This window comes from Nevskia sp. (assembly GCF_051860985.1).
Lineage (GTDB): Bacteria > Pseudomonadota > Gammaproteobacteria > Nevskiales > Nevskiaceae > Nevskia.
The window spans coordinates 423,042-448,761 of record NZ_JBIMKV010000001.1 but is presented as its reverse complement, the minus strand read 5'-3'; the positions used below and the strand labels follow the sequence as shown (position 1 = coordinate 448,761).

At 68.0% G+C, this 25,720-nt stretch carries 27 protein-coding genes; 16 read left to right on the top strand and 11 right to left on the bottom strand.

Annotation, left to right across the window (positions count from 1 at the left end):
* Positions 1-54: 54 nt before the first annotated feature.
* The 13 genes from phbB (ACTIGJ_RS02010) (at position 55) to ACTIGJ_RS01950 (ending at position 11,537) form a co-directional block, all read left to right on the top strand.
* Complete coding sequence (gene phbB, locus ACTIGJ_RS02010) at positions 55-795, top strand: acetoacetyl-CoA reductase (RefSeq protein ID WP_439638589.1); 741 nt, start codon at positions 55-57, stop codon at positions 793-795.
* Between the two features lie 53 nt (positions 796-848).
* A complete protein-coding gene (gene phaZ, locus ACTIGJ_RS02005; RefSeq protein WP_439638588.1) occupies positions 849-2,069 on the top strand; it encodes a polyhydroxyalkanoate depolymerase in 1,221 nt (406 codons plus the stop codon).
* A gap of 67 nt (positions 2,070-2,136) precedes the next feature.
* A complete protein-coding gene (locus ACTIGJ_RS02000; protein ID WP_439638587.1) occupies positions 2,137-3,318 on the top strand; it encodes an acetyl-CoA C-acetyltransferase in 1,182 nt (393 codons plus the stop codon).
* A complete protein-coding gene (phbB, locus tag ACTIGJ_RS01995; RefSeq protein ID WP_439638586.1) occupies positions 3,315-4,073 on the top strand; it encodes an acetoacetyl-CoA reductase in 759 nt (252 codons plus the stop codon). The genes ACTIGJ_RS02000 and phbB (ACTIGJ_RS01995) overlap by 4 nt, the downstream gene beginning before the upstream one ends.
* A 10-nt stretch (positions 4,074-4,083) precedes the next feature.
* Positions 4,084-4,620 carry a polyhydroxyalkanoate synthesis regulator DNA-binding domain-containing protein gene (locus ACTIGJ_RS01990; RefSeq protein WP_439638585.1) on the top strand — a complete coding sequence of 179 codons (537 nt, stop codon included), beginning with the start codon at positions 4,084-4,086 and terminating at the stop codon, positions 4,618-4,620.
* Positions 4,621-4,728: 108 nt separating this feature from the next.
* On the top strand, positions 4,729-5,091 hold the full coding sequence (locus ACTIGJ_RS01985) for a thioredoxin family protein (RefSeq protein WP_439638584.1): 363 nt from the start codon (positions 4,729-4,731) through the stop codon (positions 5,089-5,091).
* 164 nt (positions 5,092-5,255) lie between these two features.
* Positions 5,256-6,254 carry an ABC transporter substrate-binding protein gene (locus ACTIGJ_RS01980; RefSeq protein ID WP_439638583.1) on the top strand — a complete coding sequence of 333 codons (999 nt, stop codon included), beginning with the start codon at positions 5,256-5,258 and terminating at the stop codon, positions 6,252-6,254.
* On the top strand, positions 6,254-7,015 hold the full coding sequence (locus ACTIGJ_RS01975) for an ABC transporter permease (protein ID WP_439638582.1): 762 nt from the start codon (positions 6,254-6,256) through the stop codon (positions 7,013-7,015). Before ACTIGJ_RS01980 ends, ACTIGJ_RS01975 begins: the two co-directional genes overlap by 1 nt.
* The gene (locus ACTIGJ_RS01970; protein WP_439638581.1) at positions 7,012-7,761 is read left to right on the top strand and encodes an ABC transporter ATP-binding protein; all 750 of its coding nucleotides are present in this window, start codon (positions 7,012-7,014) and stop codon (positions 7,759-7,761) included. The genes ACTIGJ_RS01975 and ACTIGJ_RS01970 overlap by 4 nt, the downstream gene beginning before the upstream one ends.
* Complete coding sequence (locus tag ACTIGJ_RS01965; RefSeq protein WP_439638580.1) at positions 7,758-8,564, top strand: ABC transporter ATP-binding protein; 807 nt, start codon at positions 7,758-7,760, stop codon at positions 8,562-8,564. Before ACTIGJ_RS01970 ends, ACTIGJ_RS01965 begins: the two co-directional genes overlap by 4 nt.
* Complete coding sequence (locus ACTIGJ_RS01960) at positions 8,561-9,526, top strand: PQQ-dependent catabolism-associated beta-propeller protein (RefSeq protein ID WP_439638579.1); 966 nt, start codon at positions 8,561-8,563, stop codon at positions 9,524-9,526. Before ACTIGJ_RS01965 ends, ACTIGJ_RS01960 begins: the two co-directional genes overlap by 4 nt.
* The gene (locus tag ACTIGJ_RS01955) at positions 9,523-10,734 is read left to right on the top strand and encodes an ABC transporter substrate-binding protein (protein WP_439638578.1); all 1,212 of its coding nucleotides are present in this window, start codon (positions 9,523-9,525) and stop codon (positions 10,732-10,734) included. The genes ACTIGJ_RS01960 and ACTIGJ_RS01955 overlap by 4 nt, the downstream gene beginning before the upstream one ends.
* Entirely contained in the window at positions 10,731-11,537 is an 807-nt protein-coding gene (locus ACTIGJ_RS01950) for an ABC transporter permease (RefSeq protein ID WP_439638577.1), read from the top strand. Before ACTIGJ_RS01955 ends, ACTIGJ_RS01950 begins: the two co-directional genes overlap by 4 nt.
* A 67-nt stretch (positions 11,538-11,604) precedes the next feature.
* Here ACTIGJ_RS01950 and ACTIGJ_RS01945 read toward each other — a convergent pair whose 3' ends face one another.
* The 11 genes from ACTIGJ_RS01945 to ACTIGJ_RS01895 all read right to left on the bottom strand — a co-directional run bounded on the left by ACTIGJ_RS01945 (position 11,605) and on the right by ACTIGJ_RS01895 (position 21,492).
* The gene (locus tag ACTIGJ_RS01945) at positions 11,605-12,162 is read right to left on the bottom strand and encodes a PepSY domain-containing protein (RefSeq protein WP_439638576.1); all 558 of its coding nucleotides are present in this window, start codon (positions 12,160-12,162) and stop codon (positions 11,605-11,607) included.
* A 128-nt stretch (positions 12,163-12,290) separates the two neighbouring features.
* On the bottom strand, positions 12,291-13,604 hold the full coding sequence (locus ACTIGJ_RS01940; protein ID WP_439638575.1) for a magnesium transporter: 1,314 nt from the start codon (positions 13,602-13,604) through the stop codon (positions 12,291-12,293).
* A complete protein-coding gene (locus ACTIGJ_RS01935) occupies positions 13,601-14,443 on the bottom strand; it encodes a magnesium transporter MgtE N-terminal domain-containing protein (RefSeq protein WP_439638574.1) in 843 nt (280 codons plus the stop codon). Before ACTIGJ_RS01935 ends, ACTIGJ_RS01940 begins: the two co-directional genes overlap by 4 nt.
* Positions 14,436-15,287, bottom strand: coding sequence for a mechanosensitive ion channel family protein (locus tag ACTIGJ_RS01930; protein ID WP_439638573.1), 852 nt, complete (start codon positions 15,285-15,287; stop codon positions 14,436-14,438). Before ACTIGJ_RS01930 ends, ACTIGJ_RS01935 begins: the two co-directional genes overlap by 8 nt.
* A 168-nt stretch (positions 15,288-15,455) precedes the next feature.
* Positions 15,456-15,767 carry an EthD family reductase gene (locus ACTIGJ_RS01925; protein ID WP_439638572.1) on the bottom strand — a complete coding sequence of 104 codons (312 nt, stop codon included), beginning with the start codon at positions 15,765-15,767 and terminating at the stop codon, positions 15,456-15,458.
* Positions 15,768-15,780: 13 nt separating this feature from the next.
* Positions 15,781-16,920, bottom strand: a complete 1,140-nt coding sequence (gene pqqE, locus ACTIGJ_RS01920; protein ID WP_439638571.1) for a pyrroloquinoline quinone biosynthesis protein PqqE — start codon at positions 16,918-16,920, stop codon at positions 15,781-15,783.
* A gap of 3 nt (positions 16,921-16,923) precedes the next feature.
* Complete coding sequence (gene pqqD / locus ACTIGJ_RS01915) at positions 16,924-17,247, bottom strand: pyrroloquinoline quinone biosynthesis peptide chaperone PqqD (protein WP_439638570.1); 324 nt, start codon at positions 17,245-17,247, stop codon at positions 16,924-16,926.
* On the bottom strand, positions 17,240-18,028 hold the full coding sequence (gene pqqC / locus ACTIGJ_RS01910) for a pyrroloquinoline-quinone synthase PqqC (RefSeq protein ID WP_439638569.1): 789 nt from the start codon (positions 18,026-18,028) through the stop codon (positions 17,240-17,242). The genes pqqD and pqqC overlap by 8 nt, the downstream gene beginning before the upstream one ends.
* Positions 18,029-18,057: 29 nt before the next feature.
* A complete protein-coding gene (gene pqqB, locus ACTIGJ_RS01905; protein WP_439638568.1) occupies positions 18,058-18,972 on the bottom strand; it encodes a pyrroloquinoline quinone biosynthesis protein PqqB in 915 nt (304 codons plus the stop codon).
* Positions 18,973-19,128: 156 nt separating this feature from the next.
* Positions 19,129-19,203, bottom strand: a complete 75-nt coding sequence (gene pqqA / locus ACTIGJ_RS01900; RefSeq protein WP_366943442.1) for a pyrroloquinoline quinone precursor peptide PqqA — start codon at positions 19,201-19,203, stop codon at positions 19,129-19,131.
* Positions 19,204-19,455: 252 nt separating this feature from the next.
* Positions 19,456-21,492 carry a sigma-54-dependent Fis family transcriptional regulator gene (locus ACTIGJ_RS01895; protein ID WP_439638567.1) on the bottom strand — a complete coding sequence of 679 codons (2,037 nt, stop codon included), beginning with the start codon at positions 21,490-21,492 and terminating at the stop codon, positions 19,456-19,458.
* A 465-nt stretch (positions 21,493-21,957) separates the two neighbouring features.
* Here ACTIGJ_RS01895 and ACTIGJ_RS01890 point away from each other — a divergent pair, with 465 nt between their 5' ends.
* From ACTIGJ_RS01890 to ACTIGJ_RS01880, 3 genes are all read left to right on the top strand, one after another.
* Complete coding sequence (locus ACTIGJ_RS01890; protein WP_439638566.1) at positions 21,958-23,469, top strand: aldehyde dehydrogenase family protein; 1,512 nt, start codon at positions 21,958-21,960, stop codon at positions 23,467-23,469.
* Between the two features lie 149 nt (positions 23,470-23,618).
* Entirely contained in the window at positions 23,619-24,245 is a 627-nt protein-coding gene (locus tag ACTIGJ_RS01885; protein ID WP_439638565.1) for a response regulator, read from the top strand.
* On the top strand, positions 24,238-25,683 hold the full coding sequence (locus ACTIGJ_RS01880) for an ATP-binding protein (RefSeq protein ID WP_439638564.1): 1,446 nt from the start codon (positions 24,238-24,240) through the stop codon (positions 25,681-25,683). Before ACTIGJ_RS01885 ends, ACTIGJ_RS01880 begins: the two co-directional genes overlap by 8 nt.
* Positions 25,684-25,720: the final 37 nt, after the last annotated feature.

Below are 25,720 nucleotides of genomic sequence, written 5' to 3'. Positions count from 1 at the left end.
CTAGACCCGTCCAGCGGGCTCTCGACCACCGAGGCGCAGAGGAGCGAACAACAGATGAGCAGGACTGCATTGGTAACCGGCGGCATGGGCGGGCTTGGCGAGGCGATCTGCCTCAAGCTCGAAGCCATGGACTATGAAGTGATCACCACCTATTCGCCCGGCAACCGGAAGGCAAAGGACTGGTTGGCCAAGATGAATGGCGAAGGCCATCACTTCCACGCCTTCGCCTGCGATGTCGCCGACTACGATTCCGCCGCCGCCTGCTGGCAGGCCGCCGAAGCGGAAGTTGGCCCGATCGATGTGCTGATCAACAACGCCGGCATCACCCGCGATGTCACCTTCCGCAAGATGACCAAAGGCGACTGGGATGCGGTCATGAAGACCAATCTCGATTCGGTGTTCAACATGACCAAGCAGGCGCTGCCGGGCATGACCGACCGCAAGTGGGGCCGGGTCATCAACGTGTCGTCGGTCAACGGCCAGAAGGGCGCCTTCGGCCAGACCAACTACGCCGCCGCCAAGGCCGGCATGCACGGCTTCACCAAGGCGCTGGCGCTGGAAGTGGCGAAGTCGGGCATCACCGTCAACACCATCTCGCCGGGCTACATCGGCACCAACATGGTGATGGCGATCGACGAGGCGGTGCTCAGCTCCAAGATCCTGCCGCAGATCCCGATGAGCCGGCTCGGCAAGCCCGAGGAAGTGGCCGGCCTGTGCGCCTACCTGGCGTCCGAGGAAGCGGCGTTCCTGACCGGCGCCAACATCTCGATCAACGGCGGTCAGCACATGTTCTGAACCGGCGCGCCGCCCGGCGCGCCGTACTTCGCGTCACCAGGATCCCGAACGCCATGCTTTACCGCACCTATCAGGCCCAGTCCGATCTGCACGCCACCTTGCGGCTGGCCGCCGCTGGCGCCCGTGCCGCGCTGTCCTGGCTGCCGCCGCCGCTGGCCGGGCTGGCGCCGGTCCGGGCGCTCGACGCCGGCTGGCGGATCGCCGCTGACACCGCGATCCGCCACGAACGCCCGGACTGGGGCATTCGCCAGGTCGAAACTCCGCAGGGCCGGGTGGCGATCGTCGAGCAGGTGGACTGCCAGCGGCCGTTCGTGACCCTGCGCCGCTTCGTGCGGGTCGGTGCGGCGCCGGCGCCGAAGGTGCTGCTGGTGGCGCCGATGGCCGGCCATTTCGCGACCCTGCTGCGCGAGACCGCCCAGACCCTGCTGAGCGATCACGAGGTCTGGGTCACCGACTGGCACAATGCCCGCGACGTGCCGCTGTCCGAGGGCCGTTTCGATCTCGACGACTACATCGCCGAGCTGATCGGCTTCGCCCGGATCATCGGGCCGGGCCTGCACATCGTGGCGGTCTGCCAGCCTTGTGTCGCGGCGCTGGCGGCCACCGCGCTGCTGGCCGAGGACGGTGATCCGGCGACGCCGCGCAGCCTGAGCCTGATGGCCGGGCCGGTCGACACCCGCATCGCGCCGACCGAGGTCAACGCCATCGCCCATCGCTACCCGCTGTGGATGTTCGAGCAACGGGTGGTGCAGACCGTGCCGTACGGCCACGCCGGCAGCGGTCGCAAGGTCTACCCCGGCTTCCTGCAGATCGCCGGCTTCATGAACATGAATGCTGGCCGGCATCGCGAATCGCTGATGCGCCGCTTCACGCTGCTGCGCGGGCTCGATCCGCAGGACGAGGCCGAATCGATCCGCGCGTTCTACGACGAGTACCTGGCGGTCTGCGACCTGCCGGCCGAGTTCTATCTCGACACCATGCGCCGGGTGTTCATCGAATGGCATCTGGCCCGCGGCTGCCTGCAGTGGCGGGGCCGCCGGGTCGACTGCGGGGCCATCACCAGCACCCGCCTGCTGACCGTCGAAGGGGCCAAGGACGATATCTGCGGCCTTGGCCAGACCGCTGCCGCGCATGCGCTGTGCAGCCGCCTCGATCCCGCCCTGCAAGAGGCCTACGTGCAGGACGGGGCCGGCCACTACGGCGTGTTCAGCGGCCGGCGCTGGCAGCAGGAGATCTACCCGAAGCTGGCGGCCAGCATCGCGGCGGCCGAATGAACCGACGCGGCTGACCGCGTCTTCTCACCACCATGCGGCCGCCGCTGCGGCCGAGGAGAGCCACGACATGCAGGACGTAGTGATCATCGATGCCGCGCGTACCGCGATCGGCCGCTTCGGCGGCAGCCTGGCCGGCGTTCCGGCCACCGAACTCGGCGCCCGGCTGATCGCCGCGCTGGTGGCGCGCGCGCAGCTGCCGGCCGAGCAGGTCGATCTGGTGCTGATGGGCCAGGTGCTCAGCGCTGGCGCTGGCCAGAACCCGGCCCGTCAGGCCGCGATCAAGGCCGGTCTGGCGCAGTCGACGCCGGCGTTGACGGTCAGCCATGTCTGCGGCTCCGGGCTGTCGGCGGTGATCATGGCCATGCAGGCGATCCGGGCCGGCGATGCCGAACTGGTGGTGGCCGGCGGCATGGAGAACATGAGCGCTGCGCCGCATGCGCTGCCGAATTCGCGCGACGGCCAGAAGATGGGCCCGTGGTCGCTGGTCGACACCATGATCGTCGACGGCCTCTGGGACGCCTTCAATGGTTATCACATGGGCCAGACCGCCGAGAACCTGGCGGTCAAGTACGGCATCAGCCGCGAAGCGCAGGACGCCTTCGCGGCGCGCAGCCAGAACCGCGCCGAAGCGGCGATCGACGCCGGCCGTTTCGCCAGCCAGATCGTGCCGCTGACGCTGCCGGCGAAGAAGGGAGCGACCGTCGAGTTCGCGGTCGACGAATTCGTCCGTCGCGGCGTCAGCGCCGAATCGCTGGCGGGCCTGAAGCCGGCGTTCAGCAAGAGCGGCACGGTGACCGCCGCCAATGCCTCCGGCCTGAACGATGGCGCGGCGGCGGTGATCGTGGCGTCGGCCGCGAAGGCGAAGGCGCTGGGGCTGCCGGTGTTGGCGACGATCCGCGGCGGCGGCTGGTCTGGCGTCGATCCGGCGATCATGGGCATCGGCCCGGTCACCGCGACCCGGCGGGCGCTTGGCCGCGCCGGCTGGACGCTCGCCGATCTCGACCTGATCGAGGCCAACGAGGCATTCGCCGCGCAGGCGCTGGCGGTCGGCCAGGAGCTGGGCTGGGACGACACCAAAGTCAACGTCAACGGCGGCGCCATCGCGCTCGGCCATCCGATCGGCGCCAGCGGCGCCCGGGTGCTGGTGACCTTGCTGCATGAACTGAAGGCGCGCGGCGCCGCCCGGGGCCTGGCGACCCTGTGCATCGGCGGTGGCCAGGGCGTGGCGCTGGCCGTGGAGCGCGCATGAACCTGCGACTCGAAGGACGGCTGGCACTGGTCACCGGCGGCACCGGTGCCATCGGCAGCGCGATCAGCGCCCGGCTGGCCGGCATGGGCGCGCGGGTGATCGCGGTCTGCCTGCCGGCCGAGCAGGCGGCGGCCGAAGCGCTGCGCGCCGACTGGCAGGCCCAGGGGCTGGCGATCGACGTGGCCGCGTTCGATGTCTCCGATGCCGAGGCCACCGAGACCAGCCTGCAGGCGCTGGCTGACTTGCATGGCGCCATCGACATCCTGGTCAACTGTGCCGGCATCACTCGCGATGCGCCGCTGAAGCGGATGACGGTGGCGCAGTGGCAGCAGGTGCTGCGTGTCAATCTCGATTCAATGTTCAACACCAGTCGTGTCGTCGCCGAGACAATGGCGAGCCGGGGCTGGGGCCGGATCGTCAACATCAGCTCGGTCAACGGCCAGAAGGGCCAGTTCGGGCAGACCAACTACGCGGCGGCCAAGGCCGGTGTCCACGGCTTCACGATGGCGCTGGCGCTGGAAGTGGCGAAGAAGGGCGTGACCGTCAACACGGTGGCACCGGGCTATGTCGACAGCCCGATGATCCGCGCGGTGCCGGAAGCGATCCGGGCCGACATCCTGCGCGGCATCCCGGCCGGCCGCTACGGCACGCCGGCCGACATCGCCGCCGCCGTGGCCTTCCTGTGCGCCGACGAAGCGGCCTACATCAACGGCATCCAGCTGCCGGTCAACGGCGCGATGTACCTGAGCGCCTGAGGGCGATCCGATGGCCGAAACGCCTTATCTGATCAAGAAGTACTCGAGCCGCCGCCTCTACGACGTGGCGGCGGCGCGCTTCCTGACCTTGGACGATCTCTACGAGCTGATCCGCAGCGGCCGGCGGATCCGGGCGATCGACGCCAGCGGTGCCGACATCACCCGCAGCGTGCTGCTGCAGGTGCTGGCCGAGCGCGAAGAGAACGGGGAACCGCTGCTGTCCACCGACACGCTGCACCGGCTGGTGCAGCTCTACGGCAGCGTCATGCACAGCGCCTTCCTGCGCTTCATCGACGAAGGCCTGTCGGACCTGCTGGCCCAGCAGGCGCTGATCCAGGGCGGCTTGCGCCAGTCGCTGAAGCGCGGCGGCCAGGCGGCGGCTCAGGTGTTCGCGCAGCAGAGCGCGATGTTCGATGCCTCCAAGCAGCTGGTACGCGGCTTGCTGACGTTTGGCGACCGCGCGGCGACCGCTGCACCGCTGCAGGCGGTCGAGGAACCGGCCGTGGTGCCCCGTCGCCCCCGAGGCCGGCCCCGCAAGACCGGCTGATCGCAGCGCCCGCCCGGGCGGGCGGCGGCGGGTCGGCGGAACCTCGACGTCTGCGGATGGTCGGTGCACCATCCCGCGACTTCTTCGTCGTGCCACCGTGAGGCCGCCATGTCTGCATCCTTCGCCCCGTTGCTCCCGGAAGTCGATGCCGAGGCGCTGCGCGCCGCGCTGGCCGAGCCGGCGCTGCCGGTGCTGGTCGAGTACATGACCGAAAACTGCCCCTGGTGCCAGCGGCTGGAGCCGGTGCTGGCCGCCGCCGCGCCGAAGTTCGAAGGCCGGGTGCGGATGCTCAAGGTCGACATCGAGCGCTGGCCGGAGGTCAAGCCGACCGACCATCCGCGCGCGGTGCCGACCATCGCGCTGTTCCGCGACGGCCGGATGATCATGACCAAGAGCGGCATGATCCAGCGCCAGCAGCTCGACGTGTTCCTGAACCACTGGCTCGATCCTGCCAATGAGGGCTTGAACTGAGATTCACCGGGCCTACACCGCAGTACGATGCAGGCCAGCGTCATCGAGCGCCGCGTCGGCCCCCGGGGTCGCACCGCGCAAGACGATCCGGAATACCGGACGAACAGAACCAGCCGGAGGAGATCATGAAGGTTTCGGGCAACGGTGCCGGGCGCGGCCGGTGGATGGCGTGCAGCATCGCGTGCTGCCTGGCGCTGCTGGCGGCCTGCCTGCCGGCCCTGGCGGCAGATGCATCGTCCGGCAAGTCCGCCGGCACCTTGCGCATCGGCGTGCTGCAGTTCGGCACGGTGGCCTGGACGCTCGACACGCTGCAGCACCAGGGTTTCGACAAGGCTACCGGCTTCGACATCGAAGTGGTGCCGATGGCCGCACCCAACGCCGCCCAGATCGCGCTGCAGGGCGGGGCGGTGGACATGATCACCACCGACTGGCTGTGGGTGAACCGCAATCGCGCCGAAGGCCGCAAGCTGCAGTTCGCTGCCAATTCGACGGCGCTCGGCGGGCTCTACGTGAAGGCCGACAGCGGCATCAAGTCGCTGGCCGACCTGAAGGGCCGCGAGATCGGCGTCGCCGGCACGCCGGTCGACAAGAGCTGGCTGTTCCTGCAGGCCTACGCCAGGAAGTCCGCCGGCCTCGACCTGCGCAAGGACGCGCGGCCCAGCTTCGCCGCGCCGCCGGCGCTCAATGAATTCATCCTGCGCGGCAAGCTGCCGGCGGTGCTGAACTTCTGGCCCTACGGCGCGCGGCTGCAGGCGGCCGGGCTGACCGAGCTGCTGGACATGAAGGACGTGCTGAAGGGCCTCGGGCTGTCCCGGCCGGCGCCGATGGTCGGCTGGGTGTTCAGCGAAAGCTGGGCGGCGGCGCATCCGCAACTGCTGCAGCGCTTTCTTTCGGCCGTCGAGCAGACCAACGCCGTGCTGCGCGACAGCGATCCGGCCTGGGTCCGGCTGAAGCCGCTGATGAAGGCCGACAGCGAAGCCGATTTCCTGGCTCTGCGCGATGCCCACCGGGCCGGCATCCATCCGGACGAACTGGTCGTCGACCTGCCGGCCATCCAGCGCCTGTATGCGCTGCTGGCCGAGGAAGGCGGCGAGGAACTGGTCGGCAAGTCGGCGACGCTCGACCCGGCGACCTTCTACCCCGCAGGCGGACGCGCGCGCTGATGCCGCTGGCCAGGGCCGGGTTGCCGGCCGGTGTCATCCGTTGCGGCTCGCTGCTGGTGCTGCTGCTGCTCTGGCAGCTGGTGGCGCTGCGGGTGCACGACCCGCTGCTGCCGGCACCGACCGCCGTGCTGGCCAGCCTGTTTCATCACCTGACGGCTGGCGAGCTGCTGCACCACCTCGGCATGACCTTGCTGCGGGTGCTGGCGGCGTTCGTGATCGCGATGACGGTCGGCGTCGCCGTCGGGGTCTGGATGGGGCGCAGCCGGCTCGCCAACCAGCTCCTCGACAGCCTGCTGGTGCTGATGCTCAACCTGCCGGCGCTGGTGGCGGCGATCCTGTGCTTCATCTGGATCGGCCTGAACGAGACCGCTGCGGTGATCGCCGTGGCGCTGAACAAGATTCCGACCGTGATCACCAACATCCGCGAAGGCGCGCGGGCGCTGGACCCGCAGCTGCTGCAGGTCGGCGAGGTCTATCGCGTGCCGCGCCTGACGGTGCTGCGCCGGATCGTGCTGCCGCAGCTGTATCCGTACATCATGGCTTCGGCGCGTTCCGGGCTGGCGCTGATCTGGAAGATCGTGCTGGTGATCGAACTGCTCGGCCGCTCCGATGGCATCGGCTTCCAGCTCGGCACCTATTTCCAGTTCTTCGACCTGACCAGCATCCTGGCGTATACCGCCGCCTTCGCTGCCGTGGTGTTCGTCATCGAAGCGCTGCTGCTGCGGCCGCTGGACCGCCGGCTGAACGGGTGGCGGTCATGAGCGAGCTGCGGGTCGACATCCGGGCCAAGCGCCATGCCGGCGCCGCGGTCGACACCCTGGGCGAGCTTCGCTTCGCCGCGCGGTCCGGGGATTTCATCGCCATCGTCGGACCCAGCGGTGCCGGCAAGACCACCTTGCTGAAGATCATCGCCGGGCTCGATCCGGCCTTCGACGGCAGCGTCAGCGCCGGTCGCGGCAGCCGGGTCGGCTTCGTGTTCCAGGAACCGCGCCTATTGCCGTGGCTGAATGTGGCCGACAATCTGCGGCTGGTGCAGCCGGATCTGAGCGATGCCGCCATCGATGACGGGCTCGCCCGGGTCGGTCTGGCCGGCACGGCGCGGCAATTCCCGCTGCGCCTGTCCGGCGGCATGCAGCGTCGCGTGGCGCTGCTGCGCGCCTTCCTGATCCAGCCGGAACTGCTGCTGCTCGATGAACCGTTCATTTCCCTCGATGCGCCGACAGCCGACAGTCTCTACGACGTGCTGGCCGCGCTGCGCGCCGACGTGATGCCGACCACGCTGCTGGTCACCCACGACCTGCGCGAGGCGCTGGCGCTGGCCGATCGCGTGCTGTTCGTCAGCCGCAGCCCGGCGCGGCTGATTCTCGACCACGCCGTGCCGCTGTCCGGTCGCCGCCGCCGCGATGACGCGGCGGTGTCCGAGGCCCACCACCAACTGATGTCCCAACATCCTGAACTGCTGGGCGGCCTCGCGGCTGCCGGCTCGAATCCGGAGGCCGTCCGATGACGTCGCCTGCTGCAAACCCGCCGGCGGCAACGCCGGCCAACACGCTCGACGTCCGCGACGCGGTGAAGTCCTACGGCGACGTGAAAGCCCTGCAGGGCGTGTCGCTGAACATCGCGCCGGGACAGTTCATGGCGCTGCTCGGGCCGAACGGGGCCGGCAAGTCGACCTTGTTCCAGCTGCTGTCCGGCCTGTTCGTGCCCGATGGCGGCGCGATCAGCATCTGCGGCGAGGATTTCCTGAAGAAGCCGACGGTCGGGCTGGCGAAGATCGGCGTGGTGTTCCAGCAGCCGACCCTCGATCTGGATCTCAGCGTCACTGGCAACCTGCGCTTCCATGCCGCGCTGCACGGCCTCGGCCGCGCGGGCCGCGAGCGGATCGCGCCGCTGCTGGCGCAGGTCGGGCTGGGCGGCTCGGAAGACAAGATCTGCCGCACGCTGTCGGGCGGCAATCGCCGCAAGGTCGAGCTGGCGCGGGCGCTGCTGCATCGTCCGGCGCTGCTCTTGATGGACGAGGCCACCGTCGGCCTTGATCCGCAATCGCGCACCTCGCTGATGGCGCTGGTCCGGGGCCTGTGCCGCGACCAGGGCCTGTCGGTGCTGTGGGCGACGCATCTGGTCAACGAAGCGGAGCAGGCCGACCGCGTCTATGTGCTGCACCGTGGCAAGCAGCTGATCGAAGGCACGCCGGCAGCCGTCACGGCGGCCAGTGGCTGCGCCACGCTCGAGGAAGCATTCCTGAAGATGACCGTTCCGCCGCCGGGCGCCCCCGGCGCGGGCGGCAAGCCTGTGGAGAAGACCGCATGAAGCCCATCCATCTGATCGCCGCCGCCAGCCTGCTGGCCGCTGCCGTGCCGGCGAGCGCCGGCAAGCTCTACATCTCGAGCGAGAAGGACAACATCGTCACCGTGCTGGAATCCGGCTCGCTGAAGCCGCTCGGCAAGATCAGGACCGGCGACAAGCCGCGCGACCTGGTGTTTTCGCCGGACGCCAAGCGCCTGTACGTCGCCTGCGGCGAAGGCAGCCGTATCGACGTGATCGACACCGCCACCGACAAGGTGGTCGGCAAGCTCAACGTCGGCGAAGACCCGGAGCGCTTCGTCTTCTCGCCGGACGGCAAGACCGTGTGGGCGACGCTGGAGGAAGACGGCATCGTCTCCGCCACCGATGTCGCCAGCGGCAAGCGGGTGGCCGAGGTGCCGGTCGGCGACGAGCCGGAAGGCATCCTGATGACGCCGGACGGCAAGACGATCTACGCGACCTCCGAGGTTGCCAACCTGGTCCACGTGATCGATGTGGCGTCGCGCAAGGTCACCGCCAACATCAATGTCGGCAACCGGCCGCGGCGCTTCGCGCTGACGCCGGACGGCAGCGCGCTGTGGGTGTCGAACGAGCTGTCCGGCACCCTTTCGATCATCGACACCAAGACCCACGCGGTGACCGGTGAAGTCAAGTTCCAGCCCAAGGGCTTCCGCGCCGAGGACATCACGCCGGTCGGCATCCTGATGACCAGAGACGGCAGCACCGCCTACGTGACGATGGGCAGCGCCAACCACATCGCCAAGGTCGACGTGAAGACGCGCGAGGTGAAGGGCTACCTGCTGACCGGCGGCCGGCCCTGGGGCATCGCGCTGACCCGCGACGAGAAGACGCTGTACGTCACCAACGGCCAGTCCGACGACATGGCGGTGATCGATGTCGCCAGCTTCAAGGTCGTCAAGGCGGTGCCGGTCGGCCGCGTGCCGTACACCGTGGGCATCCTCGAATGAAGCGTCTGCTGAGCTTTGCCGCGCTGGCGCTGCTGGCCGCATGGCCGGTGGCCCGCGCTGCCGACACGCCGTTCCGGATCGGCTATCTGGAGTGGTCGGAGGACCCGCGTTATCGCAGCGAGCGGACCAAGGCCGAATACCCGCTGCTGCCCTGGGGCCGGCCGCTGGCCGGCGCCGAACAGGCGATCAGGGAGACGGCGTTCTCGGGCAGTCAGCTGAAACTCAAGTTCGAGCTGGACAAGGCGGAAGCGGCCGATGCCGCCGGGCTGGCCGATGCCGTGAAGCGCATGGTCGCCAAGGGCACGCATTACGTGATCGTCGACGCCGACGGCGCGGTGATGGCGGACCTTGCCAAGCGCACCGCCAGCCTGCCGGTGACCCTGTTCAACATCTCGGCCCAGGATGACGCGCTCCGTGGCGCGCAGTGCAGCGCCAGGCTGCTGCACGTGATCCCCAACCACGCGATGCTGACCGATGCGCTGGCCCAGTACCTGGTGCTGCGCCGCTGGGCCAACGTGCTGGTGCTGAAAGGCCCGAACCCGGCCGACGCCGCGTTCGCCGCCGCCTGGGCGCGCTCGGCCAAGCGCTTCGGCCTGAAGATCGTCGACACCCGGCCGTTCAAGCTGGGCCTCGATCCGCGCGAGCGCGAGCTGAACAACCTGCAGTTGCTGACCGGCAGCAAGGACTACGACGCCGTGTTCGTCGCCGACACCGATGGCGAATTCGCCCGCGCCGTGCCGTACCAGACGGCCAAGCCGCGGGTCGTCGTCGGCGCCAGCGGCCTGGTTGCCGATGCCTGGCACTGGAGCTGGGAACGCGACGGCGCGCGGCAGCTGAACAACCGTCTGCTGAAGGCGGCCGGGCGCCACGTCACGTCCTATGACTGGGCGGCGTGGATGGCGGTCAAGAGCGTGGTGGAGGCGGTGGTGCGCGCCGGCACGCCGGACTACGCGAAGAGCTACGCCTATCTGCGCGGCCCGGACATCGTCATCGACGGCTTCAAGGGCTTCCGCCAGGGCTACCGGCCCTGGGACGGCCAGCTGCGTCAGCCGATCCTGCTGAACACCGGCAATTGGGCCATCGCCGTCGCGCCGATCGAGGGCTTCCTGGATCCGGTCAACAACCTCGACACCCTGGGCTTCGATGCCCGGGAAACCGCCTGCCCGAAAGCGCAGGCCTTCGGCAGCGGTTCGGGAGGGGTGAAATGAGAGCAGGACACGCGCTGGAAGCGCTGGGCGCGATCAGTCTTCGCGAGCTGCGCAAGTTCATGCAGCAGCGCTCGCGGCTGCTGTCGGCGCTGGTCCGGCCGCTGCTGTGGCTGGTGGTGTTCGCGGCGGGCTTTCGCAACGTGTTCGGTGTGGCCGTGATCGAGCCGTATTCGAGCTTCATCGAATACCAGGTCTACGTCGCGCCCGGGCTGCTCGGGATGATCTGCCTGTTCAACGGCATCCAGTCGAGCCTGGCGATGGTCTACGACCGCGAGATGGGCATGATGCGGCTCCTGCTTACCGCGCCGCTGCCGCGTGCCTGGCTGCTGGCCAGCAAGCTGGTGGCCGGTACCCTGTTGTCGCTGGTGCAGTGCTACGCCTTCCTGGTGGTCTGCGCGCTGTTCGGCGTCGACCTGCCGTGGAGCGGCTGGCTGTACGCGCTGCCGGCGCTGCTGCTGGGCGGCCTGATGCTCGGCGCGCTGGGCCTGCTGCTGAGCGTCTACATCAAGCAGATCGAGAACTTCGCCAGCACGATGAATTTCGTGATCTTCCCGATGTTCTTCATGTCCTCGGCGCTGTATCCGCTGTGGAAGCTCAAGGAAAGCGGTGCCGACTGGCTGTACTGGGTGGCCAGCGTCAACCCGTTCACGCACATGGTCGAGCTGACCCGGTTCGCGATGTACGAGCAGCTGAACAGCACCTCGCTGGCGGTGGTCGCCGGCTCGGCGACGGTGTTCTTCATCTGGGCCGCCTATGGCTACGACCCGCAGCGCGGCATGGTGAAAAAGCGCGCGCAGGCCTGAAGCCTGCGCGATGCCGTCCGAGGTTTCCCGCCGCCGCGGCGACGAAAAACCTCGGCACGGAAGACGCTCAGACGCCGCCGATTTCCAGCAGCTCCGCCGAGGTTTCGACGACCTCGCCGCTGGCGGCATCGACTTCCACGCGGTAGTCGCCGTCGGCGGTCTTGATGTCGTACTCGTAGGACGCCTTGCCCTCAGCTTCCAGTTCGAATTCGACGCGCTCGACGGTGCCGGCCTTGGCCGTCAGCGCCTTGGCGCGGGCTGCCGCCTCGTCGATCTTGGCGATCGCCGCGAAGGCCGGATCGGCCGCCGACGCGACGCGGGTCTCGGTCTCGACGATGGTGCCGGCGCTGTCGGAGCATTCGATGTCGAACAGCTTGCCGTCGGCCTGCTTGATCTCGAACTCCCAGACGCGGCCTTCCGGCTCGCTCTTCAGCGTGCCCTGCAGCAGCTCGCCCGGCGCCTGGGCCAGCACGGCCTTGGCGCAGCTCTCGATGCCGGCGTTGCTGGCGGCGACGGCTGCAGCCGGGCTGTCGGCAGCAGGGGCGGTCGGGGCCGGCGCTTCGGTCTTGGCGCAGGCGGCGAGGGTCAGCGTGGCAAGCGCCAGCGCGATCGGCTTCAGGTTCATCGGGTGTGCTCCATCGGGAGAGGTGGGCGACGGGAAAATCTTGTCGCGGCGCAGCATTTTAGCCCCAGGAAGATTTCCCGGTGACCTGTGCCGCCCAATGGTGAACAGGCGCAAGCCCGTCCCATGTGTCAGCTCGGCGTCAGCATTCCTGAGAAAAGTGTGGCGATGCCGAGGAACGAGAAGAAGCCGACCACATCGGTGACCGTGGTCAGGATGATCGACGAGGACTGCGCCGGGTCCTGGCCGAAGCGGCGCAGCATGATGGGCACCAGCGCACCCGCGAAGCCGGCGGCGACCATCGAGATCACCATCGCGGTGGCGATCACCAGCACCAGCCCGAACGAGCGGCTCCAGACATAGACGCCGATCGCCGTGGTCGCGGCGATGCCGAGCCCGTTGAGCAGGCCGACGCCGACTTCCTTGGCCACCACGCGCGGCCAGTGGCGGATGCTGATCTCGCGCAGCATCAGCCCGCGCATCGTCACCGCCAGCGCCTGCGCGCCGGCATTGCCGCTCTGGCCGGCGACCACCGGCAGCAGCACCGCCAGCGCCGTGTACTTGGAGATCACACCTTCGAACAGGCCGACGACCGACGCGGCCAGGAATGCCGTCAGCAGGTTGATCTGCAGCCAGGGCAGCCGTTTGGCGACCGCGAACAGCGGTGACGACAGCGCCCGTTCGTCCTTCGACGCACCGACCATGGTCTGGATGTCGAGGCTGGTTTCCTCCTGCATCGCGTTGACCAGCTCGGCCTGGTGGATGACGCCGATCAGCCGGCCGCTGAAATCGATCACCGGCAGTTCGGTCAGCGTTTCGTGCTGCTCCAGCGCTTCGACCACTTCCTCGCGCGGCACGCTGTCGTCGACGACGGCGATGATCGGCTGGCGCAGGTCGGCGAGCAGCTGCTCGGGTTCTGCCAGCGCCAGATCCTGAATCTCGACCCGGCCTTCGAGCCGGCCGCCATCGCCGACCAGATAGATCTCGCGCACGCTGCGGCGACCGGCCCGGCGCAGGCGGCGCAGCGCCTCGGCCACCGGCAGCGCGGCGTCGAAGGCGAGGAAGCGCGGGTCCATCAGCGCGCCGGCGGAATCCGGCAGCCGCGCCATGCTGGCGCGCAGTTCGTCGGCGATTTCCGGGTTCAGCAGCGCCAGGTATTCGCTGCGCCGGTCCTCGCCGACCCGGTTGAGCAGCGCCACCGCTTCGGTCGGCTCCAGTTCGGTGAGGATGTGGCGGGCGATCTTGGCCGGCAGCAGCGGCAGCACAGCCTGTTCGATGTCGCTGGTCAGGCCGCGCCAGACCGGCATCAGCGCGTGCAGCGGCTGGCTGGTGAAGACCGCAGCGATGTCCTCGGCTGGCAGCCGCTCGAGCCGCCGCGCGGCTTCGCGCGGATAGTCGAGCAGGTAGCGCAAGGTCAGCGCGGCGGTGGCGGTATCGGCGTTCACAGGCGGCTGTCCGGATGCTGGCGGCCGGGCAGCCAGGACACCACGACCTCGATCAGCCCGGCCACGCCGGCCCAGTAGCCGCCGGCGAGCAGCGACAGGCCGTCGCCCGGCGTCTGTCGCTGCGGATGGATCGTCGATGGCGCCAGCGCCAGTGCCAGCGCCGACTGCCGCAGCACACCGGCAAAGCGCTCGCCGCGCTCGACCACCGGCAAGGCCCGGTCGCGCGTCCAGCCGCTGTGGTCGCGCATCGCGCCGATCAGCGACTGCGCCGGCACGGTGACCCGCGGCGTCGCCATGAGCCGGCGCAGCGGCACTTCCGGCGCGACCCGCAGCAGTTCCACGAGCGCGACGACGCCGAGCAGCCGCTGATCGTCATCGACGACATACAGCGCGTCGTGCTCGTGTTCGGTATCGCGCAGCCGTTCGACCGCTTCGCCGGCGCTGACCTGGGGGGTCAGCGCCAGCGCATGCGGGTCAGCCCAGGCGCCGACCGTGTTTTCCGGGTAGCCGAGCAGCAGGCGGAAGGCCACCGCATGGCCGGCCGGCAGCAGGCCCAGCAGGGCATCGGCGCGGGCGGTCGGCAGCTGTCGCAGCAGCGCCACGCCCGCCTGCGGACCGATGGCCCGCAGCAGGCCGGCGGCGCTGTCGTCGGCCAGGCGGCCGAGGATGCGGGCCGAGAACAGCGGCAGCATCTGCCGCAGCACCGGCGCGGCGAGCCGCTGCGGCAGGGTGTCCAGCAGGTCGGCGGCGATGTTCGGCACCAACCGTTCGAGCACCCGCGCGGCGTCGGCCGGGTGCGCCTCGAGGAAGGCCAGCGACAGGCTCTGCGGTTCAGACACGGCGCTCGCCTTCGTCCGGACGGTCGACCAGCAGCACGATGGCGCTGTCGTTGAACAGCTTGGCCGGCAGGCTTACGCGGCCGTCGCGCGTTTCCAGCACCAGGCTAGTGGCCGACATGTCGAGGATCTTGCCTTCATGGCCGTCGACCCTGACCTGCTGGCCGATCGAATAGGTCTGGCGCAGGTAGTGGCTGCCGATCAGGTTGGCGACGTAGCTGCGGGCCGCGAGGCTGACCGCCAGCGCCGCCGCACCGACCAGTGCCGCGACGATCACCGCCGCCATGACCACCAGGAAGGTGACGCGGATGCCGATCTGGTCGGCGCCGACCAGGATCGCGGTGATCAGGATCACTGCCTGCACCATGCGGCCCAGCAGTTCGCGCTGGGCACGGACCTCGCCGACCGGGGCGGCTTCGACCAGCTGCCGCGCCATCCGGCTGGCCAGCACGCCGACGATGATGATCAGGCCGCCGGCTGCCACTGTCGGCAGGTAGCCGACCAGCTGCGCCAGCCAGGCGGTGAAGATGTCGAGCCCCATCACTTCGGTGGCGGCGGTCACGAAGAACAGCAGCACCAGCCAGAACAGGATGCTGCCGAGCATACGCGCCGAGATCAGCGGCAGACGGACGCTGGTGCCGGTGCGCGCGATCGAGGATTGCGACAGCACCCGTTCCAGCGTCATCACCACGTTGGTGCCGATCGAGCGCAGCAGTCGCGCCAGCAGCCAGCCGACCAGCAGCAGCAACAGTGCCCCGACCAGTTTGGGCAGGAACTGCGAGGCCTTGCCGAGGAACGCGGACAGCACGTCCTGCAGCGCGGTGCTCCATTCGGCAAACAGGGTCAAGGGCTTGGGCTCCGGAGTGGGACGCGGAGTCGGCGGCGCTCAGCTGACGGCCATCCGCGCAGGCGGACGGAGCACTGGCACGAAGCCGCGGGAGAATCGGGCCTTGAAGGTAACACAGGCTACCGCCTGACTGGCCCGGCGTTGGCGCGGGCCGGTCAGGGTGATGGCTTACAGCTTGACGTCGCTGATCTGCAGCACCGGCTGGGTGTTGGTGTAGTTCGGGATGTCGGCGAGGATTTCCTTCGACGGCGGGCCGAACGCGGCCTGGAAGGCGTCGACCGAATCGAAGTACAGATGGCCCATCGCGACGAACGCCGGGGGCGCGCCCGGGGCACCGCCGGCCAGGCCCTGCTCGACGGCCATCGACTTCAATGCCGACCCGAGCTTGCTCTTGACCATCGGCATGTGGCTCTTGACGTAGTAGTCGATGTCGAACTTGGCATCGGCGCTGTGCGGGTACATCACGCTGACCTTGATCACGGCTTTCCTCTCCTCACTCGGGACCGGCCACGATGGCCGGCGTCTTGGCATGGCGATCCGAGTTCTTCGGATTGCGGAAGATGATCGGCTTCTCGGTGGTGGTGCTGCGCGCCGCCGACACCGCTTCGTCGACGAGATGGCGCAGCGGCGACTTGTCGCAGACCGGATCGGTGGCGGCGGCGTCGCCGGTGAACTGGAAGGCCTGGCAGCGGCAGCCGCCGAAGTCCTTCTCCTTCTCAGGACAGGACGAGCAAGGTTCCTTCATCCAGCCGAAGCCGCGAAAACGGTTGAAGGCGTCCGAGGCCTGCCAGATTTCTTTCACCGAATGGGTCTGCACGTTCGGGAACGCGAAGCCGGGTAGCTGGCGCGCGGCGTGGCAGGGTAGGGCGGTGCCGTCCGGCGTCACCAGCAGGAACACCGAACCCCAGCCGTTCATGCAGGGCTTCGGGCGCTTCTCGTAGTAATCCGGCACCACGAAGTAGATGTCCATCCGGCCCTTCAGCCGCGCCTGGTATTCGTGGGCGACGGTTTCGGCCTCGCGTACCTGTTCGAGCGTCGGCAGCAGGCGGTCGCGATTCAGCAGCGCCCAGCCGTAGTACTGCGTGGTCGCCAGTTCGACGTAGTCGGCTTCCAGTTCGATGGCGAGATCGAGCATCTCGCGCAGCCGATGCAGGTTGTCCCGGTGCAGCACGAAGCACAGCACCATCGGGAAGCCGGCGGCTTTCACCGCGCGCGCCATGTCCAGCTTGTGCGCGTAGGCGCGCATGCCGGCGATCTCGTCATTCTGGTTCGCTTCCGAACTCTGGAAGCTGACCTGGATGTGATCGAGCCCCGCGGTTTTAAGCGCGCGGGCGCGCGCTGCGTCCATGCCGATGCCGGAGGTGATCAGGTTCGAGTAGTAGCCGAGCTTCGTCGACTCGGCGACCAGTGTCTCAAGGTCTTGCCGGACCAGTGGCTCGCCGCCGGACAGGCCCAGCTGCAGTGCGCCCATCGAGCGGGCATCGCGCAGCACGCGCAGCCAGGTCTCGGTGTCCATGGTCTTGCCGTGGCCGTTGAAATCGACCGGATTGGAGCAGTACGCGCACTGCAGCGGGCAGGCGTAGGTCAGCTCGGCGAGCAGCCACAGCGGCGGCTTGATGGCGGGCAGGCTCATTTTTCAGGCGATCCAGCCGCGGGCGTGGGCGACTTCGAGGAAGCTGCGGATGTCGCCGGAGATGTCGCCGGCTTCCGGGAACTGCTGCATCAGGCTGCTGACGATGCCGGTCGCATCTTTCTGTCCATCGACCTGCTTGAGGATCATCGCGGCGGTTTCGCTGAGCTGCACCACCCCTTCCGGATACAGCAGCACGTCGCAGCCCTGCGCGGTCTCGTACTGGATGCGATGGCCGCGGGCCAACTTGAGGGGGCCGTCGTGCAGCGGCTTGTAGTCGGTCGCGTACTCGACCTTTTGCTCGGTGTTGCGGGTGGGCGCGTCAGACATGGGCGGCTCCGCTGATCTCGGCGGCGGTCATCCCCTGGCGGAAGCCATCCACACAGTGGTACGGCGGCTCGCCCTTCACGTAGGCCATGGTCATTGCGTCGAGCATCGACCACAGGATGTCGAGCTTGAACTTCAGCAGTTCCAGCGCCCGTTCCTGCTCGGCGCGCGTGCGGAACAGATCGAGCGTGAGCCCCAGGCCGTGCTGCACGTCGCGATGCGCTTCCTGCACGCGGCCCTTGAAGTAGTCGAGCCCGTGGGACTCGATCCACGGATAGTGCTTCGGCCATTCGGCGATGCGTTCCTTGTGGATGCTCGGCGCGAACAGCTCGGTCAGCGATGACGCAACACCTTCCTGCCACGAGGCGCGGCGCACGAAATTCACATAGGCGTCGACCGCGAAGCGCACGCCCGGCAGCACGTAGCGGTGGCTGACGATGTCCTCGCGATTGAGTCCGACGGCAATGCCGAGGCGCACCCAGCGCTCGATGCCACCTTCGCTTTCGTCATTGCCGTCGTGGTCGATGATCCGCTGGATCCAGCGCCGGCGAACCTCGCGATCCGGGCAGTTGGCGAGCAGCGCGGCGTCCTTGTTCGGGATCGCGGTCTGATAGTAGAAGCGGTTCAACACCCAGCCCTGGACGGCTTCCTTCGACAGCCGGCCCTCGTTCATTGCCCGCTGAAACGGGTGGTGGATGTGGTAGTACGGCTCGAAGGCCTTGAGGCGCGCCGCGAATTCCTCGCGGGTCCAGGGCAGGTCGTGCGTTGCGACCGATGCGTTCATTGATGCCTCCTCCTGCAGTTGATTCCGGCTTACAGCGCGAACTCCATTCCGTCCTGCGCCACCTCGACGCCGGCGGCGCGCACAGCGGCTCGCTCGGGGCCATCCTCGACGAGGATCGGATTGGTGTTGTTGATATGGATCAAGACGCGCCGCGCCTGTGGGTAGGTCGCCAGCACCTCCAGCATGCCGCCGGGCCCGGACTGGTAGAGATGGCCCATCTCGCGCGCCAGCTTCTTGCCGACGCCACGGCGGCTCATCTCGTCGTCGGTCCAGGTGGTGCCGTCGACGAGAATCAGCGCGGCTTCCGCCATCGCCTTCTGCACCGGTGGTTCGATGACGCCGAGGCCCGGCGCGTACAGCGCACAGGCCTGGGTTGCGGTGTTGCGGATCACGAGACCCAGATTGTCGCCTGGTGCCGGCGCCGCGCGATGCGGCGAGTAGGGCGGCGCCTTCGAGGTCAGGGCGAACGGCTCGAACTGGATGCCCTCGATGCCCGGCACGGTGAATGGCGTGCCATCCGGTTTCACCTCGTGCCAGTCGACACCGCAGTAGTGCTCCAGGATGTTGAAGATCGGGAAGCCGGAAGTCAGGTCGGCCTTGACCCGCGCGGAGCAGTAGATCGGCAGCCGGGCGCGCGACTCGCGCAGCATCAGCAGGCCGGTCACGTGATCGATCTGCGCGTCCATCAGGAACACGGCCTTGATGCCGGTGTCGCGCAGCGCCCGGTTCGGCTGCAGCGCGGGCGTCGACAGGATCTGCTGGCGGATGTCGGGCGAGGCGTTGATCAGCACCCAGTCATCGCCGTTCGACGACACCGCGATCGACGACTGGCTGCGGGCAATCGCATTGAGGCGGCCGCTGCGGCAGCCGTCGCAGGTCTCGCAATTGCAGTTCCACTGCGGAAATCCTCCGCCGGCAGCGGAACCCAGGATTCTGATTTTCATGTGGGGTCTGGTTCGGCAGGCAGGCGTTTGCTGCACTGCATCCGGATGGTCGTCCTGCAAAACAAAGCCCCCGTTTCCGGGGGCCCCATTTCTGAATCTACCGCCGTCTGGCCGCGTCCGATAAGGGTTGCCCCTGAGGGATGCAGCCGAGAAGACTTAGCGGTTCAGGATGTACATCGTCACTTCCATGCCGAAACGCATTTCGGTGAAGCTCGGGGTCGTCCAACGCATGATCAATCCTCCAATCGGGTTCGCAGTGGTATGTATGCCAACGTGCTTTTGCAGCACGCGATGGCAGTGCAGAGACTATGCCACCTCGGTTTCGGTTCCCAATCGTCTGTTTCAATGGTCGGGATTGAAAATTCGCAAGTCGCTGTCACGACCTGATTTAACGGCAGTTTTGCCGCCTGCCTCAAGCCTTCCGGAACCCTTGATGCGGCGAGTCCCGGCCGCGCCGACATCTGGCGGCACCGGCGCGATGTGTCAGTTACGGGACAAATCGTCACGGCGGGCATCGCCCACCGGGATCGCGTGACGCTTGAGCTTGCGGTACAGCGTGTTGCGGCTCATGCCCAAATCGCGGGCGGTCAGCGTCATGTTCCACTGGTTGGCTTCCACTGCGCGCAGGATCGCCGCCTTTTCGGCTGCCTCCAGCGGGTTGCCGCCGGCGGCCGTCGGCGCCATCTGCGTTTCCGGTGCCGTCAGCGCCGCCTGGGACGGCGCCGGCAAGGCCTTGGCCCTTGCGCCCTGGAAGCTGCGGGGCAGGTCGGCGATGCGTACCACGCCGTCCTCGCAGATCGCCAACGCGGTGCGGATGACGTTGCGCAGCTCGCGGATGTTGCCCGGCCAGTCGTAACCCAGCAGGCAGTCGAAGGCGTCGGCCTCGATCGAGATCGCTTCGCCGGGGCGCGCCTCGAGCGCGATGAAGCGTCGGATCAAGGCTTCGGCGTCGACCCGGTCCTTCAGCGCCGGCAGCTCCAGCGTCATGCCGTTCAGGCGGTAGTACAGATCTTCGCGGAAGCCGCCGCTGGCGATCAGCTGGCGCAGGTCGCGATGTGAGGCGCTGAGCACGCACAGCTCGACCTTCACCGCCTGTTCGCAGCCGAGCGGCACCACTTCCTGCTCTTCCAGCACCCGTAGCAGGCGGGTCTGCAGGCTCAGCGGCATGTCGCCGATTTCATCGAGGAACAGCGTGCCGCCGCTGGACTGCTGGATGCGGCCGCGCATGCCTTCCTTGCGCGCGCCGGTGAAGGCGCCGGACTTGTAGCCGAACAGTTCGGATTCGATCAGCGTTTCCGGAATCGCCGCGCAGTTCACTGCCACGAATGGCTGCGCCGCCCGCGCGCTGGCCAGGTGGATGGCCTTGGCGAACACTTCCTTGCCGGAGCCGGTCGGCCCCTGGATGAGAATCGGCACCCGGGTGTCGGCCAGCCGCCGCGCCGCCCGGATGTTCTGCAGCATCTGCGGATCCTGGCCGGCGAGGTCGGCCAGCGACAGCGCATTCGCCGACGGCGCCGGCACGATCTGCACGCGCTCGCTCGGTGGCCGGCGGGCGCGGTCGACCTGGGTGTCGATGCGGCTCATCAGTTGCGGCGGCGACAGCGTCACGAAGAAGCGGCGGCCGTAGCGCTGGTCACGCACCGGCATCAGTGCCATCCGCGTGTTGACCAGCTGCGCCAGCTCCATTTCGCCGATGTCGAACAGCTCGCTGACCGGCCGGCCGATCAGGCTGGCGCGGCTCGGGGCCGACAGCAGCGATACCGCCATGTCGTCGGCGGCTACGATGTGGCCGTCCTCGGACAGCGCCAGCGCGGCGTCGTGCAGCAGGTTGACGAACTCGGGCCGGCTGTGGAACCGCAGCACGCGATACGGCTGGCAGCGGCGCAGGAACAGGCACTTCTCGATCATCCGCGCGCTGGTGTTGACCAGCGCCATCGTGTGCATCTGGCTGGCGCGGGTGTCGTGACTGCCGACCGAGGAAGCATCGAGCACGGCGATCAGTTCGCCGTTCATGTCGCGGATCGGCGCCCCCGAGCACGACAGGCCGATGTGGCGGGCACGGAAGTGATCGTTGCGATGAACGGTGATGGCCCGGCCTTCGGCGATGCAGGTGCCGATGCCGTTGGTGCCTTCGCTCTGCTCGCTCCATTCGGCACCGACCAGCAGGCCGGCACTGCGGAACATCTTGTTGAGCGTCGGATCGACTTTGTCGGTCAGGATGATGCCCTTGGCATCGGTCAGCAGCAGCGCATAGCCGGAGCCGCTGATCTGGTCGTACAGCGTGTCGATCTCGGCGCGGGCGATCTCCACCAGTTCGTCATGGCGTTCCTGGAGATCCTTGAGATTGTTGGAGTCGATCACGCTCGGCGCATGCAGGCGCGCCGGGTCGAGTCGGAAATCGTTGAGGCAGCGTTGCCAGGAAACCCGGATCGCCTCGTCGAAACCTGCCTTGGCGACCAGGCCGCCATTGATCGTGCGCAGCACGCCGTTGGCGTGCTGCACCGCAGCGTTATCGCCCATCTCCTCGCACCTCATCTCGACTGCTCCGCGCTGCTTGGTCGCAGGAGCCTTATGGTTTTCATGACGCAGTCCACTGTTGCGGGTGACCGGTGACAGCGCAGAAAGCAACAGTAGTGCCAGCGGACGGTAGTCGCCCCTGACAAGGTCGTCAACGGAAGGTCGTGCGGGCGGTGTCACGTCATCGCTGAACGGCGCATAGGGGGCGAATACTGTGTCAGGGCCGCGACAACCCTTTTGGGTGGCGCGCCGGACCTGAGACAGCGCAGGATAAGTGCCCTGCGATCCGGCGCTGGAAATCGTTGGTCATCAGCGATTTGCAGACGCTTTCGCCGCTGGCTTGCTTCTTGCCATCGCGAGCCCGTCGCGACGCCCCGGCAGCGACGATCAGCGGAACGAATGGTCGTCCGGAACAGTCGCAGGCACTCAATCATCATCTGCAATAACGAATTGACGAGGAGATCACCAATGGATGGATCGAAAGGTCTGGAAGCACTGGGCGCAGCCGCCCGCAAGTTCATCAGCACGCCGAAGCAGATCCTGATCGACGGCAACTGGGTCAACTCGACCTCGGGCGAAACCTTCGAGGTCTACAACCCGGCCACCGGCCAGGTCGTTGCGCACGCCCAGAGCGGCTCGAAGGAAGACATCAATGCTGCCGTGGCCGCTGCCCGTCGTGCGTTCGCCGACAACAGCGAATGGCGCAAGATGTCGCCGGCCAACCGCGGCAAGCTGCTGCACCGCATCGGTGACCTGATCCTCAAGCACCAGGACGAGCTGGGCGAGCTGGAATCGCTGGACAACGGCAAGCCGGTCGTCGTCGCCAAGGTCGCCGACGTCGCGCTCGCTGCCGACATCTTCCACTACATGGCCGGCTGGGCCACCAAGTCGGAAGGCAACACGCTGGATCTGTCCGTGCCGTTCACGCCGGGCACCGAGTACCACGCCTACACCAAGCGCGAGCCGATCGGCGTTGTGGGCCAGATCATCCCGTGGAACTTCCCGATCCTGATGGCGGCCTGGAAGCTGGCCCCGGCGCTGGCCTGCGGCTGCACCGTGGTGCTGAAGCCGGCCGAGGAAACCCCGCTAACCGCGCTGCGCCTGGCCGAACTGATCCAGGAAGCCGGCCTGCCGAAGGGCGTGCTGAACGTGGTCACCGGCTTCGGTGAAACCACCGGCGCGCCGCTGGCCGGACATCCGGGCGTCGACAAGGTCGCCTTCACCGGTTCGACCGAGGTCGGCAAGCTGATCGTCAAGGCTGCCGCCAACGACCTCAAGAAGCTGACCCTGGAACTGGGCGGCAAGTCGCCGAACATCATCCTCAACGACGCCGACCTGTCGAAGGCGATCCCGGGCGCTGCCTCGGCGATCTTCTTCAACCAGGGCCAGACCTGCTGCGCCGGCTCGCGCCTGTTCATCCAGGACAAGGTCTATGACGAAGTCGTCGCCGGCATCGCCGCCTACGCCAAGGGCCTGAAGGTCGGCCCGGGCCTCGATCCGTCGACCCAGCTCGGCCCGCTGGTCTCGCAGAACCAGCTCGACCGCGTGTCGGGCTATCTGAAGGCCGGTCCGGCCGAAGGCGCTTCGCTGGCGGCCGGCGGCGGCCGCTGGGGCAACGAGGGCTACTTCGTCGAACCGACCCTGATGGTCAACGTCGCCGACACCGCCAAGGTCGTGCAGGAAGAGATCTTCGGGCCAGTGCTGGTGGCCACCCGCTTCTCGGACGTCGATGACGAGCTGATCCGCCGCGCCAACGACTCGGTCTATGGTCTGGCCGCCGGCATCTGGTCGCAGGACGTGTCGAAGATCCACAAGATGGTGCCGCGCCTGCGCGCCGGCACGGTCTGGGTGAACTGCTACAACATCTTCGATGCCTCGATGCCGTTCGGCGGCTACAAGCAGTCGGGCTGGGGCCGCGAGATGGGCCACCATGTGCTGAACAACTACCTCGAGACGAAGGCTGTCTGCATCGCCTACTGATCGGTTGGTTGCCATCGGCTGAGGCTTGCCGATAGTTGTCAGTGACAGGAGGCCCGGGTGATGCTCGCCCGGGCCTCCTGCGTTGAGAGCGTTGTAGTAGCGGGACCGACAGGCGCCGATTCGAGCGCCGTTGCCTGAGGAGAATCCGAATGATCCGTATCCTGCTGGTCGACGACCATGCGGTCGTCCGCGCTGGTTATCGCCAGCTGCTCGAATGTGCGCCGGAGTATCAGGTGGTGGCCGAAGCGGCGTCGGCTGCGGCCGGTTACCGGCGCTTCCTGGAATGTATGCCGGACGTGGTGATCACCGACCTGTCGCTGCCCGGCGTCGGCGGCATCGAACTGCTGCGCCGTCTGCGTGCCCGGCAGCCGGAACTGCGGGCGCTGGCGTTCAGCGTTCACGAGGAATCGATGTTCGTCGACCGGGCACTGGCCGCCGGCGCGCTCGGCTACGTGTCGAAGCGTTCGGCTCCCGACACGCTGGTCGCGGCAGTCGATGCCGTGTCCCGTGGGCGCGAATTCCTGTCGCCCGATCTGGCCCATGCCCGCGCCCATCAGCGCAAGCCGGACGACGCGTTGCACAGCTTGTCGCAGCGGGAGTTCGAGATTTTCCGGCAGGTCGCCGAAGGCCGGTCGGTGCGCGACATCGCCAGTGGCCTGTGCATCAGCGGCAAGACCGTGTCCAACCATTACTCGCAGATCCGCGTGAAGCTGGGCCTGCGTTCGGCCGCCGAGATGGCGCGCCTGGCGATCGTCGCCGGCATCGTGCGTGTCTGAAATCGCGGTCGACACCGCAGCGGCATCGCCGCGCGGCGCCCGCTGGCTGCTCAGGGCCTTGATGACGCGGGTCGATCTCAAGACCCGACTCAGCCTGTTCATCGGCCTGCTGCTGGGCGTGGTGCTGCTGCTCGCGGTCTATGCCGTGCTCGGCAATTCCCGGCGCGCCGTGCAAGGCGAAATCGACGCCGTGATGCGGCTGGCCAGCCACCTGCTCGACGACAAGGCGATTCCTGCCGAAGCCAGCGACCGAACCGTGCTGCCGGTGCTGATCAGCGTGTTCGACCATACCCGCCACCTGTGCGTGGAGGGCGCTTACCGAGAGGCCGATGCGCCGTTGCGGGCCTGTCCGGCGGCGATCGATGACCGGGTGCCGGACTGGTTCATCGCCCAGGTGACGACCGTGCCGCAGTCGCTGCGGGTGGCCGTGCCGATGGCCGACGGCGGCATGCGTCCGGTGACCATCCATTCCGATCCCGCCGACGAGATCCTCGAAGCCTGGAACGAGGCGCGGCCATTGTTGCTGCTGATCGTCGCGATCGGCTTCCTGACCAACGCGATCGTGGTGTTTTCGGTATGGCGAGCACTGAAGCCGATCGACCTGATCCGCGCAGCGCTGGAACGCATCGGCCGCGGCGATCTGCACCCGGGCCTGCCGAAGGCAACGACGCCCGAGCTGCGGACGATCATCGACGGCGTCGTCGAACTCGGCCAAAGGCTCGAGGACGCGCGCTCCGACAACCAGCGGCTGCTGCGCCACAGCCTGGAAGTGCAGGAGCACGAGCGCCGCCTGATTGCGCGCGAGCTGCACGACGAGATCGGCCAGAGCCTGGCGGCGATGGATGCCGAGGCCGCCCTGCTGCATCAGCGCGTCGGTCGCCTGTCGCCAGAGCTTGGCGCGCGCACTCACGGCATCCGCGCCGGCATCGCCACGCTTTACGACGGCCTGCATCTGCTGCTGGCCCGGCTGCGGCCGGCCGGCCTCGACGAGTTCGGGCTCGGCCCGACGTTGGAGAACCTGGTTGCCGACTGGTCGGGCCGTTGTCCGCAGATCCGCTTCGAGGTGCGCATCGACGTCGAACGGGTAGCGGGCGAGCCGCTGGTGCAGGTCTACCTGTACCGGATCGCCCAGGAAGCGCTGGTCAACGCCGCCCGCCACGCTGCGGCCAGCCGGATCAGCGTGATGCTGTGCCGCGATGTCAACGCGGCGCTGCACCTGCGCATTTCCGACGATGGCCGGGGCCTCCCAGGCGAGATGCGAGTTGCCGGTGACGGCCTGCATCGCCGGCGTGCGACGGCTGCCGACCGGCGCGGCGGCCTCGGCCTGCTCGGCATGATCGAACGCGCCGAAACGCTCGGCGCCACGCTGCAGATCGATTCGCAGCCCGGCGCGGGCACCACGATCTCGGTGCGCTTGCCGCAGCAAATTCCGGGCTGAGTGCAGCATCTGTCACCGCCAGCTGTAACGGCTGTGA

Bases quoted from the DNA above. Each gene is read 5' to 3' on its own strand.
- phbB (WP_439638589.1), top strand. From the start codon at position 55: ATGAGCAGGACTGCATTGGTAACCGGCGGCATGGGCGGGCTTGGCGAG.
- phaZ (WP_439638588.1), top strand. From the start codon at position 849: ATGCTTTACCGCACCTATCAGGCCCAGTCCGATCTGCACGCCACCTTG.
- ACTIGJ_RS02000 (WP_439638587.1), top strand. From the start codon at position 2,137: ATGCAGGACGTAGTGATCATCGATGCCGCGCGTACCGCGATCGGCCGC.
- phbB (WP_439638586.1), top strand. From the start codon at position 3,315: ATGAACCTGCGACTCGAAGGACGGCTGGCACTGGTCACCGGCGGCACC.
- ACTIGJ_RS01990 (WP_439638585.1), top strand. From the start codon at position 4,084: ATGGCCGAAACGCCTTATCTGATCAAGAAGTACTCGAGCCGCCGCCTC.
- ACTIGJ_RS01985 (WP_439638584.1), top strand. From the start codon at position 4,729: ATGTCTGCATCCTTCGCCCCGTTGCTCCCGGAAGTCGATGCCGAGGCG.
- ACTIGJ_RS01980 (WP_439638583.1), top strand. From the start codon at position 5,256: ATGGCGTGCAGCATCGCGTGCTGCCTGGCGCTGCTGGCGGCCTGCCTG.
- ACTIGJ_RS01975 (WP_439638582.1), top strand. From the start codon at position 6,254: ATGCCGCTGGCCAGGGCCGGGTTGCCGGCCGGTGTCATCCGTTGCGGC.
- ACTIGJ_RS01970 (WP_439638581.1), top strand. From the start codon at position 7,012: ATGAGCGAGCTGCGGGTCGACATCCGGGCCAAGCGCCATGCCGGCGCC.
- ACTIGJ_RS01965 (WP_439638580.1), top strand. From the start codon at position 7,758: ATGACGTCGCCTGCTGCAAACCCGCCGGCGGCAACGCCGGCCAACACG.
- ACTIGJ_RS01960 (WP_439638579.1), top strand. From the start codon at position 8,561: ATGAAGCCCATCCATCTGATCGCCGCCGCCAGCCTGCTGGCCGCTGCC.
- ACTIGJ_RS01955 (WP_439638578.1), top strand. From the start codon at position 9,523: ATGAAGCGTCTGCTGAGCTTTGCCGCGCTGGCGCTGCTGGCCGCATGG.
- ACTIGJ_RS01950 (WP_439638577.1), top strand. From the start codon at position 10,731: ATGAGAGCAGGACACGCGCTGGAAGCGCTGGGCGCGATCAGTCTTCGC.
- ACTIGJ_RS01945 (WP_439638576.1), bottom strand. From the start codon at position 12,162: ATGAACCTGAAGCCGATCGCGCTGGCGCTTGCCACGCTGACCCTCGCC.
- pqqE (WP_439638571.1), bottom strand. From the start codon at position 16,920: ATGAGCCTGCCCGCCATCAAGCCGCCGCTGTGGCTGCTCGCCGAGCTG.
- pqqD (WP_439638570.1), bottom strand. From the start codon at position 17,247: ATGTCTGACGCGCCCACCCGCAACACCGAGCAAAAGGTCGAGTACGCG.
- pqqC (WP_439638569.1), bottom strand. From the start codon at position 18,028: ATGAACGCATCGGTCGCAACGCACGACCTGCCCTGGACCCGCGAGGAA.
- pqqB (WP_439638568.1), bottom strand. From the start codon at position 18,972: ATGAAAATCAGAATCCTGGGTTCCGCTGCCGGCGGAGGATTTCCGCAG.
- ACTIGJ_RS01895 (WP_439638567.1), bottom strand. From the start codon at position 21,492: ATGGGCGATAACGCTGCGGTGCAGCACGCCAACGGCGTGCTGCGCACG.
- ACTIGJ_RS01890 (WP_439638566.1), top strand. From the start codon at position 21,958: ATGGATGGATCGAAAGGTCTGGAAGCACTGGGCGCAGCCGCCCGCAAG.
- ACTIGJ_RS01885 (WP_439638565.1), top strand. From the start codon at position 23,619: ATGATCCGTATCCTGCTGGTCGACGACCATGCGGTCGTCCGCGCTGGT.